Origin of the sequence: Psychrobium sp. MM17-31 (assembly GCF_022347785.1) — a bacterium.
Taxonomy (GTDB): Bacteria; Pseudomonadota; Gammaproteobacteria; order Enterobacterales; family Psychrobiaceae; genus Psychrobium.
In genome coordinates, this window is sequence record NZ_JAKRGA010000001.1 from 938,607 (window position 1) to 955,435 (window position 16,829).

At 42.9% G+C, this 16,829-nt stretch carries 18 protein-coding genes and 1 riboswitch; of the genes, 13 read left to right on the top strand and 5 right to left on the bottom strand.

The window, feature by feature from the left end; all coding sequences use genetic code 11:
• Positions 1 to 49 precede the first annotated feature (49 nt).
• The 11 genes from MHM98_RS04105 (at position 50) to ykgO (ending at position 7,417) form a co-directional block, all read left to right on the top strand.
• A complete protein-coding gene (locus tag MHM98_RS04105; RefSeq protein WP_239437984.1) occupies positions 50 to 904 on the top strand; it encodes an ABC transporter ATP-binding protein in 855 nt (284 codons plus the stop codon).
• Entirely contained in the window at positions 897 to 1,898 is a 1,002-nt protein-coding gene (locus MHM98_RS04110) for an iron ABC transporter permease (RefSeq protein ID WP_239437985.1), read from the top strand. Before MHM98_RS04105 ends, MHM98_RS04110 begins: the two co-directional genes overlap by 8 nt.
• Positions 1,899 to 1,921: 23 nt before the next feature.
• Positions 1,922 to 2,962, top strand: coding sequence for a nicotinate-nucleotide--dimethylbenzimidazole phosphoribosyltransferase (gene cobT / locus MHM98_RS04115; protein ID WP_239437986.1), 1,041 nt, complete (start codon positions 1,922 to 1,924; stop codon positions 2,960 to 2,962).
• A gap of 8 nt (positions 2,963 to 2,970) precedes the next feature.
• Entirely contained in the window at positions 2,971 to 3,780 is an 810-nt protein-coding gene (locus tag MHM98_RS04120) for an adenosylcobinamide-GDP ribazoletransferase (protein WP_239437987.1), read from the top strand.
• Positions 3,781 to 3,791: 11 nt separating this feature from the next.
• Complete coding sequence (gene cobO / locus MHM98_RS04125) at positions 3,792 to 4,400, top strand: cob(I)yrinic acid a,c-diamide adenosyltransferase (protein WP_239437988.1); 609 nt, start codon at positions 3,792 to 3,794, stop codon at positions 4,398 to 4,400.
• Entirely contained in the window at positions 4,390 to 5,232 is an 843-nt protein-coding gene (locus MHM98_RS04130) for a cobalamin-binding protein (protein ID WP_239437989.1), read from the top strand. The genes cobO and MHM98_RS04130 overlap by 11 nt, the downstream gene beginning before the upstream one ends.
• 70 nt (positions 5,233 to 5,302) lie before the next feature.
• Entirely contained in the window at positions 5,303 to 5,701 is a 399-nt protein-coding gene (locus tag MHM98_RS04135; protein WP_239437990.1) for a hypothetical protein, read from the top strand.
• A 57-nt stretch (positions 5,702 to 5,758) separates the two neighbouring features.
• Positions 5,759 to 6,502 (top strand): tRNA (adenine(22)-N(1))-methyltransferase TrmK, encoded by a 744-nt coding sequence (locus MHM98_RS04140; RefSeq protein WP_239437991.1) that lies wholly within the window; start codon positions 5,759 to 5,761, stop codon positions 6,500 to 6,502.
• A complete protein-coding gene (locus MHM98_RS04145) occupies positions 6,492 to 6,932 on the top strand; it encodes an NUDIX hydrolase (RefSeq protein WP_239437992.1) in 441 nt (146 codons plus the stop codon). Before MHM98_RS04140 ends, MHM98_RS04145 begins: the two co-directional genes overlap by 11 nt.
• A gap of 84 nt (positions 6,933 to 7,016) precedes the next feature.
• Complete coding sequence (locus MHM98_RS04150) at positions 7,017 to 7,283, top strand: type B 50S ribosomal protein L31 (protein WP_239437993.1); 267 nt, start codon at positions 7,017 to 7,019, stop codon at positions 7,281 to 7,283.
• Between the two features lie 8 nt (positions 7,284 to 7,291).
• The gene (ykgO, locus tag MHM98_RS04155; RefSeq protein ID WP_239437994.1) at positions 7,292 to 7,417 is read left to right on the top strand and encodes a type B 50S ribosomal protein L36; all 126 of its coding nucleotides are present in this window, start codon (positions 7,292 to 7,294) and stop codon (positions 7,415 to 7,417) included.
• Between the two features lie 138 nt (positions 7,418 to 7,555).
• Here ykgO and MHM98_RS04160 read toward each other — a convergent pair whose 3' ends face one another.
• The 4 genes from MHM98_RS04160 to MHM98_RS04175 form a co-directional block, all read right to left on the bottom strand.
• Positions 7,556 to 8,407, bottom strand: a complete 852-nt coding sequence (locus MHM98_RS04160; protein WP_239437995.1) for an alpha/beta fold hydrolase — start codon at positions 8,405 to 8,407, stop codon at positions 7,556 to 7,558.
• Between the two features lie 15 nt (positions 8,408 to 8,422).
• On the bottom strand, positions 8,423 to 9,010 hold the full coding sequence (locus tag MHM98_RS04165; protein WP_239437996.1) for a TetR/AcrR family transcriptional regulator: 588 nt from the start codon (positions 9,008 to 9,010) through the stop codon (positions 8,423 to 8,425).
• Between the two features lie 1,067 nt (positions 9,011 to 10,077).
• Positions 10,078 to 11,304, bottom strand: coding sequence for a cadherin repeat domain-containing protein (locus tag MHM98_RS04170; protein ID WP_239437997.1), 1,227 nt, complete (start codon positions 11,302 to 11,304; stop codon positions 10,078 to 10,080).
• A gap of 5 nt (positions 11,305 to 11,309) precedes the next feature.
• Complete coding sequence (locus MHM98_RS04175) at positions 11,310 to 13,277, bottom strand: TonB-dependent receptor (RefSeq protein WP_239437998.1); 1,968 nt, start codon at positions 13,275 to 13,277, stop codon at positions 11,310 to 11,312.
• Between the two features lie 103 nt (positions 13,278 to 13,380).
• A riboswitch (cobalamin riboswitch) is annotated at positions 13,381 to 13,531 on the bottom strand.
• Between the two features lie 197 nt (positions 13,532 to 13,728).
• Between MHM98_RS04175 and MHM98_RS04180 the strand changes: the two genes are divergently transcribed.
• A complete protein-coding gene (locus MHM98_RS04180; protein WP_239437999.1) occupies positions 13,729 to 14,685 on the top strand; it encodes an AraC family transcriptional regulator in 957 nt (318 codons plus the stop codon).
• Here the strand turns inward: MHM98_RS04180 and MHM98_RS04185 are convergent.
• Complete coding sequence (locus tag MHM98_RS04185; protein ID WP_239438000.1) at positions 14,667 to 15,737, bottom strand: HDOD domain-containing protein; 1,071 nt, start codon at positions 15,735 to 15,737, stop codon at positions 14,667 to 14,669. The genes MHM98_RS04180 and MHM98_RS04185 overlap by 19 nt on opposite strands.
• Positions 15,738 to 15,917: 180 nt before the next feature.
• Between MHM98_RS04185 and MHM98_RS04190 the strand changes: the two genes are divergently transcribed.
• Complete coding sequence (locus MHM98_RS04190; RefSeq protein WP_239438001.1) at positions 15,918 to 16,790, top strand: S1/P1 nuclease; 873 nt, start codon at positions 15,918 to 15,920, stop codon at positions 16,788 to 16,790.
• Positions 16,791 to 16,829 lie beyond the last annotated feature (39 nt).

Consider the following 16,829-nt stretch of genomic DNA (forward strand, 5'->3'; position numbering starts at 1 on the left):
TCCCCTGCCAATTAACATTGAGCAGCTATTGCTTGCGCGCTATTTTTACATGCCATCCATTATCGACATCAAGCAGCTGTGCTGGCACATCGACCACAAAACCATTCTCGATAAAGTAAGTTTAACTATCGACAAGGGTAACTTTGTTGGTGTTATTGGTGTTAATGGCAGCGGCAAAACGAGTCTTTTACGCAGTATTTATCGGGTATTAAAGCCCACATCCGGACAAGTTCATATTAATGGTGAGGATATTTGGCGACAATCATCCATCGACGTTGCCAAGCAAATTGCGGTAGTGAGTCAATCAAACACCCCATTGCCCTATCAAGTACGCGATGTTATTGCGATGGGGTTAATTCCTCACAAAAAATTGTTTGAACAAACCAGCGCACAAGACAAACAGCAAATCAATTTGGCAATCGAGCAGCTCGATTTACAGCATTTAACAACCAATAATTTCGACACCCTATCGGGCGGCGAGCAACAGCGTGTGCTTATTGCCAGAGCCATGGTGCAACTCGATTATCAAGGTGACTTGCACAACCGTTTATTGGTGATGGACGAGCCCACTAATCATCTGGATATTCACTATCAAATCGATTTACTCAAACGAGTAAAACAACTTGGCTGCACAGTTTTGGTTTCACTGCACGATCTCAACATGGCAAGCGCCCACTGCGATGAAATCATTTTGATCGACAATGGCAAAATTATCGCTAAAGGTACACCCGAAGTCGTGTTAACACCGCAGATAATCAGCGATGTTTATCAAGTGGAAGTCGATGTTATTTCTCACCCTCGCCACCAGCGCCCTCATCTGCTTTTTAGTGAACAGAAAGTTAGTGAAAGAAAAGCTGGTGAAAAGAAAGTGAATGAAAAAAGAGGGAGCGCAAGTAATGACTAAAACGCTCTCCATCACTATGTTGCTGTTTATCAGCTGCGCATTATCGATTGTCGCAGCCTTAAGCCAAGGGGCGATCGCCATTGACTTTCACGATGTAATCGGCTCACTGATTCCTGCATTGGCCAACGGTCCAATTGACCCAATTATTACGCAAATCGTTACCGAGCTGCGATTACCACGTATTTTATTGGCGCTGTTATCAGGTGCTGGACTTGCCATTGCAGGTGCCACTTTACAACAAGTAACCCGCAATCCGCTGGCGGATCCATTTTTATTTGGTATTTCAGCGGGCGCGTCCTTCGGTGCCGTTATCGTGTTAACCACCCTAACCAATCTCGCCATTTTATGGTTACCAATTGGCGCCTTTGTCGGTGGTTTACTGTCGGTGGCCATGGTGTTATTTATTGCAGGACGCAGCAGTTATCAGCAAATCGAGCGTATGCTACTTGCCGGTGTAGCCAGCTCATTTATGTTTAGTGCCGCCACCAGCGCTATTTTATATCAAAGCGATCCGCAGGCCGCCGCCTCCATTTTATTTTGGACACTTGGCAGTTTTTCCCAAGCACAATGGGATCAATTATTGTGGCCAACGCTAGTTATTAGCCTCAGCATCATTGTATTTTTCGCCTATTCTCGCCAAGTACTTGCCATCTCTGGCGGTGATGAAAATGCCACAACCTTGGGCGTTTCCGTATCGAAAGTCCGATTATTAATGCTAGTGCTAAGTTCGCTTATCTGTGCGGTTATCGTCGCCAATGCCGGTGGCATTGCTTTTGTTGGATTACTGATCCCTCATGTCGTGCGCCTAACCTTGGGCCAACGCATGTTAAACAATTACTTTATTATTGCCTTACTCGGCGCAACCTTTATGATTTTGGTGGACTTGGCAGCACGTACGCTGATTCCCAATCAAGAAGTGCCATTGGGAATTATTACCAGCGCCATCGGTAGTATCTTTTTTCTGTTTATTCTTAAACAACGCCGTCAATACTAATTAAAAAACCAGTGAGAACAGCTATGGACTTTATCGCCCCGCTCAACAAAGCAAAACAACCGCTTATCGAGGCGCGTATTAACAATAAAACCAAGCCCTTAGGCTCTTTAGGGCAGCTTGAATCACTTGCAATACAACTGGCACTTATACTTGACGCGGACAACCCGCAAATTGAAAAACCAACACAATTGGTATTTGCAGGCGATCACGGCGTAAGTAAATTAGGTATTTCCATTGCTGGCCCCGAAGTGACGGGACAAATGGTGGCTAACTTTTGTCATGGCGGCGCGGCTATTAATGCGTTTTGTAGCCAAAACGATATGCAATTGTTCGTGGTCGATTGCGGCACAGTTGTCGAGCAACCTGATCACCCAATGCTTATCAAACAACGTATCGATAGCACGACCAAAGCCTTTAATACCGCGCCCGCGATGACAGATGATCAAGCACAGCAAGCTATCGATTTTGGTAAACAAGCGGCAGTAAAAGCGCTAGCAACAGGTGCCAACGTCATTGGAATTGGTGAAATGGGCATTGGCAACACCACCTCCGCGGCGGCGATTATGCATTTTATTACCAAGCAAGAAATCGACTATTGCGTCGGTCAAGGCACCGGTGTCGACAAGCAAACCATCGCCCTTAAAAAACAAATTATCATGAAAGCCGCCAGCCTTCATCGCAATAATTTAGACGATGCCTTTTCAGTGCTAACACAGGTTGGTGGTTTTGAAATCGCGCAAATGGTAGGAGCAATGTTAGCCATTGCGGAAGCGGGCAAGGTCATTATTGTCGACGGCTTTATTTCTACTGCTGCAGCATTGGTTGCCAGTCAAATGTCTGAGCATGTGCGGGATTACATGATCTTTAGCCACTGCTCTTATGAACTTGGCCACACCTTAATGCTCAAAGAGCTCGATGCCGAGCCTGTGTTAGATCTTAACTTGCGCCTCGGTGAAGGCAGCGGCTGCCCATTGGCACTGCCAATTTTGCGCAGTGCATTGGCATTTTACAACCATATGGCCAGTTTCGAACAAGCCAGTATTAGCGTCGTTCAACCGGAATAATAACCGCTATGAGTGCCGAGCAGCAATCGACGAATCCGATTAAACACCAATGGCGTTTATGGTGCATCGCTTTGGGATTTTTTACCCGTATTCCGGTTAAAGAAATTCCTAATTTTCAGCAAGCATGGCTCAATCAAGCCAGTCGTTATTACGGGCTGGTAGGGTTATTAGTTGGCGCGATTGCAGCGCTGACATGGTATCTCACCAGCCAATTATGGCCATTAGCGATTAGCGTGATCTTATCGATGATCGCCAGCGTATTAGTCACAGGCGGTTTTCACGAAGATGGCCTTGCTGATACGTGGGACGGTTTTGGCGGTGGCTGGAGCCTTGAGCAAAAGCTCACTATTATGAAAGACTCCCGCTTGGGTACGTATGGCGCACTGGCACTTATCTTAGCGGTATTACTCAAGTTTCAATTATTGGTCAGCCTAACCCAATACAACCTAGATTGGCTCAACCTCAATTTAATTATCGTCGCTTTACTGGTGGGTCATTGTTTAAGCCGAGTCACCGCGGTGAGCCTGATCTTTGATCAAACCTATGTCCGTGATATAGATTCAAGCAAAGTAAAACCGATGACCGAGTCACAAAGTGCCACCGAAATCATCGTGTTATTGTTAAGTGGACTTTTGCCACTAGCCCTGCTGCCATGGCAGCTTTCCCTGATGTTAGTAGCGACCTTAATCCTTTGTCGCCAACTTATTGTGCTTTGGTACAACAAACAATTAGGCGGTTATACCGGCGATCTACTTGGACAAGCACAACAAATCAGCGAATTGGTTATCTATTTAACGCTTTTGGCGTATTACAGTTAGAGGAAAATCACATGAGTGATAAAGAACAGATTAAAAAAGAAAAACACCAACAGCGCCAACAAAAACTCAAAGAAAGCATTGACGCTAAAGTGGCCAAAGCCACCAAAGAGCAAGGAGTATTTATGGTCATTACCGGTAACGGTAAAGGCAAAAGTACCGCTGGTTTCGGCACAGTTTTACGCAACGTTGGCCACGGTCAAAAAGCCGCTGTAGTCCAGTTCATTAAAGGTCAATGGCCTTGTGGTGAACGCAATGTATTAGAAAAACTCGGCGTTAAATTTTGTGTCATGGGCACAGGCTTTACTTGGAATACCCAAGATCGCGAACTCGATACCCAAGCGGCACAAGCAGCATGGCAAGATGCTAAAGCTATGCTCGCCGACGAATCGTTAGATTTAGTATTACTCGACGAGCTAACCTATATGGTGAGCTATCACTATATTGATGTTGAAGAAGTGGTAGCAGCCATTAAAAATCGTCCACCGATGCAACACGTCATTATCACAGGCCGCGCTTGTCACAGAGCACTGCTTGACATTGCAGACACAATCAGTGAAGTAAAACCTACAAGACACGCTTTTGATAACGGCGTTAAAGCGAGGATTGGTTTTGATTACTAGATTAAAACAACTATGGCTTATCGCCAGCTTATTTGCCGGGACCACAAGCTGGGCAGTAGCTAACGATAACTATCCACAGCGCATTATTGCCTTATCGCCGCACGCCGTTGAAATGCTTTATGCGATTGGCGCTGGTGATAAAATCGTAGCCACTATTTCCCATGCCGACTACCCAGAAGCCGCCAAAGCAATTGAAGTGATTGGTGATTATCGCGGCATTACCTTAGAAAAGCTCATTAGCTTAAAGCCCGATCTGGTAGTGACTTGGCCGAGCGGCAATAAATTTAATCAAATCGAGCAAATTAAAAAACTTGGCTTTAAGGTATTAGCGTCCGATCCCACAACGCTAGATGAAATCGCTAGTGATATTCGCAGCCTAGGTAAAGCCACAGGCAATCAAACTCAGGCGGAGCAAGTCGCCAACAGGTTCGAGCAAGATTTAGCAAAAATCACCGCCCAATACCAATGGCGCAAGCCCGTTAAAGTGTTTTATCAATTGTGGTCAAAACCACTGATGACCATTAGCGGCGATAGCTGGATCAGCCAATTTATTTCACGTTGTGGCGGTATTAACGTGTTTAAGAACGCTGATAGCCCGTATCCGAAGGTCAGTACTGAGAACGTGTTACTGACAGGTGCAGAGGTTATTTTAGTACCAGAAGATAAAAACACCCGCGGCCATGAGCTCTACGACTGGCAACATTGGCAATTATTACCCGCTGTAAAGAATGACCACATCTATCATCCTGATGCTAAGGTGCTTCACCGCCCAACAACACGGGTACTCACGCCGATGAAAGAGGTGTGTGAGTTTATAGAAAAAGCTAGGTAACAACTTGAAAATTATCATAAATACTCTATGCTTACTTTTTCAAGAAGCTTTAATTTCGCAAGGAGCATTAATGATGAAAGCAATCGCTGACCATCTCGAACAACAAGGTGAGAACACGCAACTTAAAAACAATACTGTTGAGGTAAAGTTCTCTCTATTTATTTCTAAACTAGTCATAAGAAAGGACTTAGCAAGCAATCGCTTAACCTATTCCTATAATCAATTTGGTGATTTTATCGCAATCATCATAATGTCCTTCATAAGCGGAAATTTCATGACGCAAAATAACTTTCCATTTGCGATGTTATGCGTTGGTTGGTCATTAGCTATGGTTGCAGGATGTATTATTAAAGAATTAAAAGTATCGGTTATTAAGCAACAAATTAACGCCTTAATTGAAAAGCATCCAGAAATTCTATCTACCAAATTACAGCGCCTTTCACCTTCATCGGTCACAAATTCAATTTAACTTCTCCACCATCACCACGTACAATGGCGGCCATCTTCATTCGCAAATACCGCCGTTGTGTTCAAACTTAGCCATCGACTTCAAACCCTCGAATCACTAGCCAAAAACCAATACAACGCTATTTGGGATTGCTGCTGCGATCACGGCCATCTTGGCATGAGTTTATTGACTAAATTTAGTGACTACGAGGTTGCTCCAAAAATCCACTTTGTCGATATTGTGCCGCAGCTAATGACTAGTATTGAAAGCAAGCTAACTCGCTTTTATCCGCAGCAGCAGTTTAACTGGCAAGTGCACTGTCAGGATCTCAATCAGCTGATTTTAGAAAAATGTGAAGAGCAACAACTCGTTGTCATCGCAGGGGTTGGTGGTGTGTTAACGGCCGAGTTCGTCACTAATATAATGCAAAATAATACGCAGCAGAAATTAGATTTACTACTATGCCCTGTTAACGATTGTCACCTTTTACGGCAAACCCTTAGCAAACTTGGTTTGTCGTTAAAATCTGAGCAAGTAATTACTGAAAATAAGCGTTTCTACGAAGTAATCTTGGTGACTAATTCACTTCAATCTACTTTTTCATCACGAGACATTGGGCCTATCTCAGTCATTGGTGATGAGATGTGGCATAGCGAATGTGAAATACAACAACACATCAACCAAGCCTATCTCACCAAGGTATTGGCGCACCTCCAACGCACTCAACTAAATGCTGCGCCAACCGATAGGCGTTATAGCGATATCATCGCTCAATATCAATCACTACAATCGTCTTTTAAGGACAAATTACATGACTGCTAATGTTCGTGTCGGCGTTGCCGCCATCATTATTCATCAGGGAAAAATCTTACTCGGCGAGCGCATTGGTTCCCACGGTGCCAACACTTGGGCAACGCCCGGTGGCCACCTCGAGTTTTTCGAGTCAGTCGAGCAATGTGCTAAGCGAGAAGTGTTTGAGGAAACGGGCCTTAACATTCACAGCATTGAACAACTCGGCTTTACCAATGATATTTTCAGTGACGAAAATAAACACTACATCACCCTTTATGTGATAGCGAAAAGTGATAACAATCACCCGCAAATTATGGAGCCAAACAAGTGCAAAGGCTGGCAATGGTTTGAATTATCACAACTACCAAAGCCGCTATTCGAACCCATGCATAATTTATTGGCCGACCAAAAACTCATACACGAGCTGAGGGAACATTTAAAATTTACAAATGATAATTAATATCATTTAGTTATTGACCACAATTTAGTTACATTATAACATAACGAAAATTTCGAGTTATGTTTGAATTATTGTAGGTAAATTATGAGACCCAATATCCACCCAGAATATCGCAAGGTGTTATTTCACGATGTATCTGTTGATGCTTACTTCTTAGTAGGTTCGACTATTAAAACTGATAAAGAAAAAGTTTGGGAAGAAGATGGCAATACTTATCCGTATGTCACCTTAGACGTATCAAGCGAATCGCATCCGTTCTATACAGGTCAGCAAAAACAAACCAATACCGAAGGTCGAGCTGCAAGCTTTAGCCTACGCTTTGGCAAAATGTTCTCTAAGAAAGGAAAATAGGTTGAACAATGAAAGTATTGTCATCACTAAAGTCGGCCAAAAGCCGTCACCCGAAGTGTCAAATCGTTAAACGTCGCGGCAAGCTTTATGTTATTTGTAAAGAAAATCCACGACTAAAAGCGCGCCAGCGTTAATTGTCCCCAAGCTCCGAGACCAGCGCCTTGAAGTCGCTTGGGTTAAAATATGCTTATCTCTCTGTTATTTAACCAAGCTTAGGTTAAATAATCTTTACGCTGCTAGCACTATCACCTAGCAGCGTTTTTTATATCTAGCTAGGCACTTTCTTTTAATAAAGCTTCCACCACTTGCCACGTTTGCTCGCTATTAATTACGCGTCCGTGACCATGACCTTGCGTAGGATAAAGTCTGATGTGCTCGTGCTGCTTATTCATCGATGCACTGCCAGCAAAAGGAGCAAATCGATCCTCTTCATCATGAATAATGTGTAGCGGTTGCTCAACCAAACCTATGTGCTGTTCAGACACCGCATCCTTGAACATGATTTGGTGACTCCCTTCAATATGTGCGAGCAGGCGTTCAAACAATTTAGGTGAAATACCGCTGTCAAACACACTTTTACGCAATGAATCATAGAACCCAAAGATAGGGGCGATTAATACTTGTGGAATGTCTTTTGGTAGATTTAACGCCGATACGGTGCCCATTGAATGACTAACGATACAGCGGATATTTTCTTTGCCGTGCAGCGCGACAACATCTCGCACGCCTTTAATAAACAATGGTAAGTTTGCAATCTTACCGCTACTTTTTCCGTGTCCATAATGATCAAAGGCGATGGCTTGATAACCCGCTTGCGCAATCTTTTCCATTAGCGGGAAAAACTGACTCGCACTCCCTGACCAGCCATGGGTTAAAATCACAATATCACCTTGACCAAGACTATATTGCTGCAGTTGACCAGCGACGCCACTGACTTGTTCTACTTTCATCCCTTCAGGCATCGCCGCTTGTTTACGGCCTTTTGCAGGCGTTAACAGAATCTTCTCCGCCTGTTTTAACGCAAATTTCGGGGCAGCCTTGTTTAAAACACTAGAAATAGCGCGAATTACATGAAAACCCATCGAGCGTTTTTTACTGTCTGAAAAATAAATTTTACTACTCATATGCTAACTCCTCTATTAACTCCGATAGCGAGCAATAAGATCGCTAAGTGCCCGTTTAAACCTGCTGTGCTGATTGTCTTCTACGCCAACCCACACCATGCTTTGCGTCCCCAAATACAATGAATACAACTCATAAACAAATTGCTGTGAATCAGTGCCTTCTTTAAACTGCTTAGCCGCAATCACTTGTTCAACGGTGTAATTGAGATGATCGAGCCAAAGTGCCAAATCACGACAAATTTTGTCGTGAACTGCCCCCTCTTGATCGTCAAACTCTACCGCCGCAGAAATAAAGATGCAGGTCTTAGCCTGACGCTCATACCAATCAAGCCAACAATCACACATGCTCATTAGCCGTGTTAGCGGATCTTCAATCGTCATCGTCGGCTCAATAATAGTTTTTCGAAACAAACCATGCGCATGACGCAACACTTCCAACTGCAAATTCTCTTTCGATTTAAAATGCGCAAAGAGTCCAGACTTAGACATCCCCGTCGCCACAGCAAGCCCACCAATTGTCAGATCATTGAGACTAGTCTCAGTCGCCATCAGCAGCGCTGTTTCTAAAATCTGTTGCTTTGTTTTTTTGCCTTTATCAACCATGTTATTTCATCGTCGTCATTTAACTGCGCAACAAAAATAGCACGAACGTTCGTGTTTTGACAATACGTTTTTTCATGCCATATATACTTGTGCTAGCTTTAGCTAGCATTCCCCTGAAAATAAGAATATTTCAATGGATTAAATAAAAATAGAGAGCTAGACGAGTACGAAAATCTCATTCGTATATAATGATTTAGGTGGCAAAAGAAGTAAGAGAAATTTATTGCACTCACTCAACGAGTGCTGTTTATGTTCATAGTTGCGCTTGGTATCAAGGTCGTCGTCGACTAAGAAACAATGCCGCACACATCTACTAGTTACACAGCAACGAATAGATTATGAATGAAAAGAATACAACCAATTCTTTATTTTTATTCTAAAACACCTAAGAACCCTAATATAACACCCGAAAATACAATCAAAACCATCATTCGAGTGTTTCTAATACAAGAAGAATAATAATTTTTCTGACGCTCGTTCTGTAAAGGCAATTGCGTTTTCACTCTACAGAACGATAAGGACTCATTATTTATCAAATAATACAAATCTATTGTTGGCAATTGAGAGTCAATTTCTATTTTTAGCTTATTCGCCAAAAAATAGCCTCTTATGGAAAAGAAGAACATAGAAAAAAAGAGAAAAAAACCTAACATTTTCAGTTCTAAACCTCTAACCAGCAAAACCCATTTAGGAATGTGAATTCTTTATTCAATATTAGTTTGATTACTTCATAGTGCAGGAAAAAGCTACAAGCAGACAGGAAAAACTATCTCATTGTTTTATCTTTAATTCAATGTCCAATAAACAATATCTCTTATCTATTTACACTAGAGAAACGCTTGATATTAAACTCTACCTACAAAATCTATTACTACAATTAAGCTAATTACCTTTAATCAGTTCTACTATTTTGGCGTTCGAATAATTCAATACTAAAAACGACTAAACAACGAGCAAACTAGGTAAATTAGATACTCATCACAACGGGTTACTTCAAAGAATAGTTTTCTTACAAGCAACAAAAAGCCCGCTTGTTTACAAGCGGGCTTGCCCATCGACAGTTTCAACTAGTCTAAAAAGCGAATAACACCTGGATTAAGCTCAGTCAGTAGACGGTCGCCTTCTTTTTGGTTAGTCGCCGTGTTGATTACATCAATACCCGGCGTTGATGGGTTAATAGTACTTACCCATAAGAAGTTAGAATCATCAACGCTAATAAACGAAATTTCTTCGCTACCAGTCTCAGCAATATTGCTCGCGACAATCGCACCAGTTGATGGGTTGAACTCGTATAAAGCAGAGGTTGTTACCCATTTTCCATCATCGTTAAAACCAGCTTTACTCGCCACAAAATAGCCCTTGCTGGTTGAAACAATTTCACTAGTCGTAATAAAGGCATCGGTGTTATCAGCAATGTCTGCCGCACTTAATACTGTTGACGTTGAGTAATCTGACGTTTCAATCTTCTCAATCATACTCAAACTTAAATCGGTATTGCCGAAAACGCTACGCGATGTGACATAAACATCACCAAAGGCCGCTTTAAGGTTGTGTTCAAGCGGGTTTTGGCCAGTTAACTTAATGCCTTTAACGCCATCATCAGCAGTGTGATTTGTTTCAATTTCTGTGTCAGTCGCTACATCAAATACCGCAACATAAGCAGTGTTTGGTGCCCAAGCGTCAGATAAACGCTGCATTGTAATGTAGAGTTTACCGTCAACGACAACACCTGCAGATGGCGAAGGCGTTGTGCTGTTATTTTCTGGAATGTATGAACCAAGATCCAATTCGCCAATTTTAAAGTCAGCTGCTTCAGTTGCGTTTGGATTAACGATCCATACCTTTGATGAGCCGTAGCGGATCAAATACGCTTTATTGGCATTAGCAAATACTAAATTGTACGGGTTTGATGATGCAGTTTCGCCCTCATCCTTGGTGCCGTATGAGTAAATCTGCGCATCTGGTGCATCGCTGTTGTACTTTTCAACGGTATCAATAAAGAAACGGCCAATGTGGTACACGTCTTTACCGTAGCTTGTTAAGGTGTAATCTGATTTATCCTTTACGTAGTAATCGCCCGCAACTGATTGATCGTTGAGATCTAAATAAGCCACTTCTGAGCTAGAGTAATCAGGCGCAATTGTTTGTACTACGGCTTTCTTTGGTACAACAGGCACGATATCTTTTTTAGTATCGCTACTGCCGCCACAACCCGCTAATAAACTAACACTGGCCGCAAGGGCTAACGATAACGCAGTGCGCTTAGCGCTAGCACCCGATTTAAAATAACTCATGGTAATTACTCCTCAAAAGAAAACTTAATAAATAGATTGCGCCCCTGTGCAGGACGGTTTGCGAGATCGCGATAGGTTTCATCAAACAGGTTATTAACCCCGATATTCACGGAAAATGATTGTTGCTGCCAACGCAGGTTAACGTCACTAAGCCAGCGATCACTCGGATTGCCATTACCCTGTGCTTGCTGCTCAACCTTGTTGGCTAAATTAAAATACAGTCCTTCGCTATATTGGCTCGACGCATCAAGTGACCAATGCTGCGTTAAATCCGCGCTTAATTTGACGCTGTATTCGCGATGATAAATGCCCGGCAGCTTTTTGTTATTGAAAGCGACAAACTCAGACACGCTGTTGCTGTCGATAAAATTAGCCTGCCCTTGTAACGTAATCGCATCGGAAATTTGATAGTCCGCTTGTAATTCAAATCCTGAAATATCAGCGTCATTAACGTTGCCATAACTACCAATACCCGATGAATTAAAGGTCGCGACTATGGCGTCTGATACCTGCTTTAAATACACAGCGGAGTTCACAGAAAAACGCGCCGCCTGATAATTAGCGCTCAGAGAAACTGCATTAGATTGCTCAGGCTTAAGGCTGTCATTTCCTTTAAATAATCCGCGGTCACCAAAACGCTCAAACATTGTCGGCATACGGACACCGCGACTAAGTGATGCGCCCCAATCGATACTGCGCCAGCTATACTGCACTGCAAGCTCACCAGAAACAAAATCACTATCGTTTTGTTTAACTGCGCCATCACTATTGAGCGCTCTATTACGACTCTCTTCACGTAACTGACTTATCAACACATGAGCTGACAACGGCTGCTTGTTACTTTTCCAGTCACCGCGACCACCAACAAGCCATTGCTCAACTGTCGCCTTAACGTCACAAGCGCTAATGCCATTACAGTTAATGGTCTCGCCGTTAACCTGTGTTTTTGATGCAAAGGCTTGACGATTAATATCGATAAATGGCGTTAACGTCCACTGCTCTAATTGCCACGTTGGTTTGACTGACAGACTGGCTTTCTCGCTGTCATAAAAGCCATCGCGACGCGCGAGTTGCGGTACATTATCGATATAATGCTCATCGCGTTTATCGAAGTAACCTTCCACTTCAAGTTGCGACAACCTCGAATTTACTGGATTATATAAGTAAGTAAGTGCCAACCTCGATTGCTCTAAATCGATTGACGAATTGTTGTTAGGCACATTAATTTGATAGTGAGGCAATGCTTTATCTTGATTGCTGAATTGACCGTTAAGACGCAGCTGATTTAAATCGCCAATCCACAACGCATTGGCCGAAAACGTCGTCTTTTCAAATCCATTATTGCGTAGTGGCTCAACCGTTGGCTCGGTCGGGTTAGCAATTGGTTGCGGCACTAAATAATCATAATCATTGTCACTTGTGACGTGATTGAGCCCAATCGCCCCTTGAAAACTACCAGCGCGAATATTTTTAAGGGCATTCAGCTCCTGATAACCAAAAGAACCAATACCCGCACTCAACCGCAATGTCTTGCGCTCAGGATTGTAAGTATTAATGCGGATCACACCGCCTATTGGCGTTGCCCCACTGCCAATTGCCTGCTCTTTACTCACTTCAATTGATTGGATGTTTTCGACGGGAAGCTGGTTTAAATCAAAACCGCCAAACTGGCCATCGTTCACCAATTGGCCATCAATATATAATTGCACTTGCTTGGAGGATGAACCGCGAATAGATACGGCTGCTGGATTGCCAATACCGCTAATTTGCCGAACTTGAATACCATTGATTTGATCGAGAATATCATTGAGGTTTTGCGCACTATCCACAAAGTCATCGCGACTTAATACGATATAGTTAGCACTTTGTTTGAGCCGCTCGCCGCTAATAGCAATACGCTCAATGTCTTGCGCCCATAACGAAGAGGAAGTCAAAATAGCACAACTAGTTATGGAAATAGATTTTAGCGACATAACGCCCTCAACAGCACACAGAGGACATAAGAAAGATACGCGCAGCGAATAAAAGGCGAATGCCCAGCGCGCAGATATTTCTTTCTATCGCCCTCCGCAATAGTATAGATAGATAGACTAAGGCCGGTATCGGACTGTTATTCAACACATTGAATAAATCACCGTTGCGGGGGCAGCGAAGGAATGTCACCTTACTTCCCGTTTACCCTAAGCCCTCAACATTACTTAAAATCACCGTATCGCTGAGTCTTAGGCACCTCAATTAATTGCTGCACTTTAAAGGCATTGCTGCTGTTGGTCAACAACTAAATAGACGTCTATACGTCTTTTTGTGATTCAACATTAGATTAGCCTTTCATAACATATATTTACAATTATTGATGAAAATATTAGATACAATAAATCTAAAAATAATATACTTAGCGGCCAAGTAAAGGACTGCAAAACATTCATGACCACCAGCGCAATACAAGCTATTCGACAAATCGATACTGAAAATATCGAGGCATTAGGTCGGTTCCACCTCAACAAAAATCGTGATTACACCCAATTTCAACGTGGTAAGTTCAAGGCAAATGCCACTGAAATCACCCTCAACCAAGCGCAAATTCTGCGAGAAAGTTTCAACCTAGGCACTCGGATCGAAGCGACACCAGCAGATTGCTTTTTGCCTTTTGCAGTGGTTATGCCCCATTCAAGTGATTACCAATTTTGTGGCCAGCAAGCGCAAGGCAACCCATTTCTTCAAGCCAGTGGCGGAACATGGGAAGTACACTCTCAGCAACGACTCGACTATGTTGCCACTGTATTTTTGCGAGAGCACTTTATAAAAAGTTATCACTCACTTACTGGAAGAGAACCAAATAGCAATGTCATTAGTAGTAGAATGGCCCAAACATCAAGTCAATTACAATGGCAATACGCGCGGCAAGTGTTAGAAGTAACCCAGCAACTTTTAGTACAGCCAAGTTTGTTAGCAGACGATAATATTCAACGAATGGTGTGCGCTCACTTATTGCGATTAACCATAGATATAGTTAATGACTCGCTCGCACTTCCGGAACCGTTAACTCGACACAACAAACGCCAGCAGGGCGTAACTCGCGTCGTTGAATTTCTTAGAGAAAATGCCCATTTGCTGCCAGATATCACGCAATTGTGTGATATTGCTCAGCTCAGTGAACGGTCATTGCAATATGGTTTTAAGGAAAAGTACGGCGTAACACCTGTTCAATACTTGCGTTTGATTAGGTTAAATGGCGCTCACAAAGCCCTACTAAATGCCGATAAGAGCACAACAACTGTCGCGCAAATCGCCTTAAACTGGGGTTTTGTTGAGTTTGGTCGTTTTTCCCGTGATTATAAATCGCTGTTTGAGCAACTCCCCTCTCAAACGCTCATTTCGTGAATGTAATCTTTCGCTTGTGACGAATTAACCAAGCTTAGCGCTTTGGCTTTCAATTCTTCGGCATCTTCCAGTTTTGCCTCAAGACGCAAAGCCAGCTTACTAATAATTCGCGCTTCAAAGATAAAACAACTGACGGGATATTTGCTACTTACCAAAGGAAGCTTATCAGCGCTGCGCAATTTTGTTTGCAACTCTAGCGGGCGTAAAATACTAGCTGGAAGCTGCCAATGTTTGGCAATGGCATAGGTGATACGCTTAGAATGACGACTGAGGATTTGTCTAAACAACTGCGAATCAGGTAAACAATCTGGATGGGCATGTTTAAAGGCCTCCACCATCATTTGATAAATCACAATGTCGCCTAAGTTACTAATCAAGCCAATCAAATAAGCTTGTTGCGATTGCTCACTACAATGAGAGTGATTTATCAGCTCTCGCGCCACAGCGCCAGAGGTTAAGCTGTGTTGCCAAATTTGCTGACCATAATGCTGAAAATAGAGATCGGTTTGCGGTACCAGTTGGCTCATAAAGCCATCGATAACTCCCTTAGATAGACCATAAGAGCCAAGCTGCATAAAGGCTGACTTAATATCCGTCACTTCCTTGTTTGAACGATTGTAATAGGATGAATTCGCTAATTTAATTACCTTAGCGGCGATCATCGGCTCATTCTTCAATAGTTCAACCACCACGTCGGCGTTAAACTCATTCTTACCTAGATGTGCAACGATAGTACTTAGTGACGCTGGCAATACTGGCAGTGAATCAAGAATTAGCTCAGGCTTTTTTAAAACTTGCTCGACTTTAATCGCAATTTGCAATGACAGTTCATCTTGTTGATTATTCTGGCGCACCTTACCAAACAGCACGTCATAGAATTCATCGCGATAATGTTGTTCAGGCGTCGACAAATCATCTTGAAAATATTGACTTAAATCGAGACCACGCATTTTTTGCTCCCACGTCACCGACGCGGCGCTTTGCGCATTGCTAGCACTCCCTTTACTCACATTATCTTTAGGTAATAAACGTTTAATCAAAGACTTAAACATGGCTCTTTCCGATGAACTATTACAGTTTTATTAATTTTATAGTTGGCGGAGTCTAACAAACTAAATATCACTGAATATGCAAAATCCGCAAAATTGGCAGGAGGTTGTTTTATTGTGATCGCTAAGCTACATTGTGCGCCAAATTCCTCCCAATGCTAATAACAACAGCCATTAACTATTATGAACGCAATTAACAAACTTCTTATATTCATATTCCTGAGCTTCATTAGCTTAAGCAGCTTTGCACTAGGTCAACTTGGTCATCAGGTGGTCTGTGATTTGGCCTATAACGAATTACCACAAAACCAACAACAGCAAATCAGCCAATTGCTAACTGCCATGCCTAAAGCGCACCGCATCAAACTCAATCGCTATATGAATCAAGATGACGATGCTGCTATCACGTTCGCCAAAAGCTGTGTCTGGGCAGATGCCATTAAGAAGCAAGCCGATTACAAGCAATTCGAAAAATGGCATTTTATGAACGTGCCGCGCACCGCACAGAACATTACAACGAACGCCTGTAAAAAGGACTGCATCGGTCAAGCCGTTAACATTCACCAACAACAAGTTTCAACCGCACAAGATCCTTGGCAAAAACTGCAAGCATTGATGTTCTTAGGCCATTGGCTAGGCGACATCCATCAGCCGCTGCACGTTAGTTACGCCAATGATTGGGGTGGTAACAAAATCAAGATTACAAAACGCAGTAATGTGCGCTGTGAAACACTGCACTGGTATTGGGATGACTGCGTACTGAGTCGCCAAGCTCGCAGCTTTGAGCAATGGATTAGCCATTTAAGTAGTAATAAATCAGTAACGACTACGCAGTGGCGTCCAGAGCACGTATGGCAATGGGCAGACGAATCTTATCAAATCGTGACTTCAGCGGACTTTAAATACTGTGTAAAACAAGATGGCAGCTGCCGCAGCCCACGTGATAACAAAGTCACGCTACCGGCTGACTATCAAGCACAATTTGCACCTGTTATTAATCAGCGCATGATATTAGCAGGCCAGCGTTTGGCTCAGTTATTAAAACAATCGATGTAATGAGCTAATAAAAATGGCGCTCGCCTTAATGAGCGCCAC

Coding starts and splice junctions, on each gene's coding strand:
- cobT (WP_239437986.1), top strand. CDS start 1,922: ATGGACTTTATCGCCCCGCTCAACAAAGCAAAACAACCGCTTATCGAG.
- MHM98_RS04110 (WP_239437985.1), top strand. CDS start 897: ATGACTAAAACGCTCTCCATCACTATGTTGCTGTTTATCAGCTGCGCA.
- cobO (WP_239437988.1), top strand. CDS start 3,792: ATGAGTGATAAAGAACAGATTAAAAAAGAAAAACACCAACAGCGCCAA.
- MHM98_RS04170 (WP_239437997.1), bottom strand. CDS start 11,304: ATGAGTTATTTTAAATCGGGTGCTAGCGCTAAGCGCACTGCGTTATCG.
- MHM98_RS04150 (WP_239437993.1), top strand. CDS start 7,017: ATGAGACCCAATATCCACCCAGAATATCGCAAGGTGTTATTTCACGAT.
- MHM98_RS04120 (WP_239437987.1), top strand. CDS start 2,971: ATGAGTGCCGAGCAGCAATCGACGAATCCGATTAAACACCAATGGCGT.
- ykgO (WP_239437994.1), top strand. CDS start 7,292: ATGAAAGTATTGTCATCACTAAAGTCGGCCAAAAGCCGTCACCCGAAG.
- MHM98_RS04175 (WP_239437998.1), bottom strand. CDS start 13,277: ATGTCGCTAAAATCTATTTCCATAACTAGTTGTGCTATTTTGACTTCC.
- MHM98_RS04185 (WP_239438000.1), bottom strand. CDS start 15,737: ATGTTTAAGTCTTTGATTAAACGTTTATTACCTAAAGATAATGTGAGT.
- MHM98_RS04180 (WP_239437999.1), top strand. CDS start 13,729: ATGACCACCAGCGCAATACAAGCTATTCGACAAATCGATACTGAAAAT.
- MHM98_RS04190 (WP_239438001.1), top strand. CDS start 15,918: ATGAACGCAATTAACAAACTTCTTATATTCATATTCCTGAGCTTCATT.
- MHM98_RS04135 (WP_239437990.1), top strand. CDS start 5,303: ATGATGAAAGCAATCGCTGACCATCTCGAACAACAAGGTGAGAACACG.
- MHM98_RS04160 (WP_239437995.1), bottom strand. CDS start 8,407: ATGAGTAGTAAAATTTATTTTTCAGACAGTAAAAAACGCTCGATGGGT.
- MHM98_RS04145 (WP_239437992.1), top strand. CDS start 6,492: ATGACTGCTAATGTTCGTGTCGGCGTTGCCGCCATCATTATTCATCAG.
- MHM98_RS04105 (WP_239437984.1), top strand. CDS start 50: ATGCCATCCATTATCGACATCAAGCAGCTGTGCTGGCACATCGACCAC.
- MHM98_RS04165 (WP_239437996.1), bottom strand. CDS start 9,010: ATGGTTGATAAAGGCAAAAAAACAAAGCAACAGATTTTAGAAACAGCG.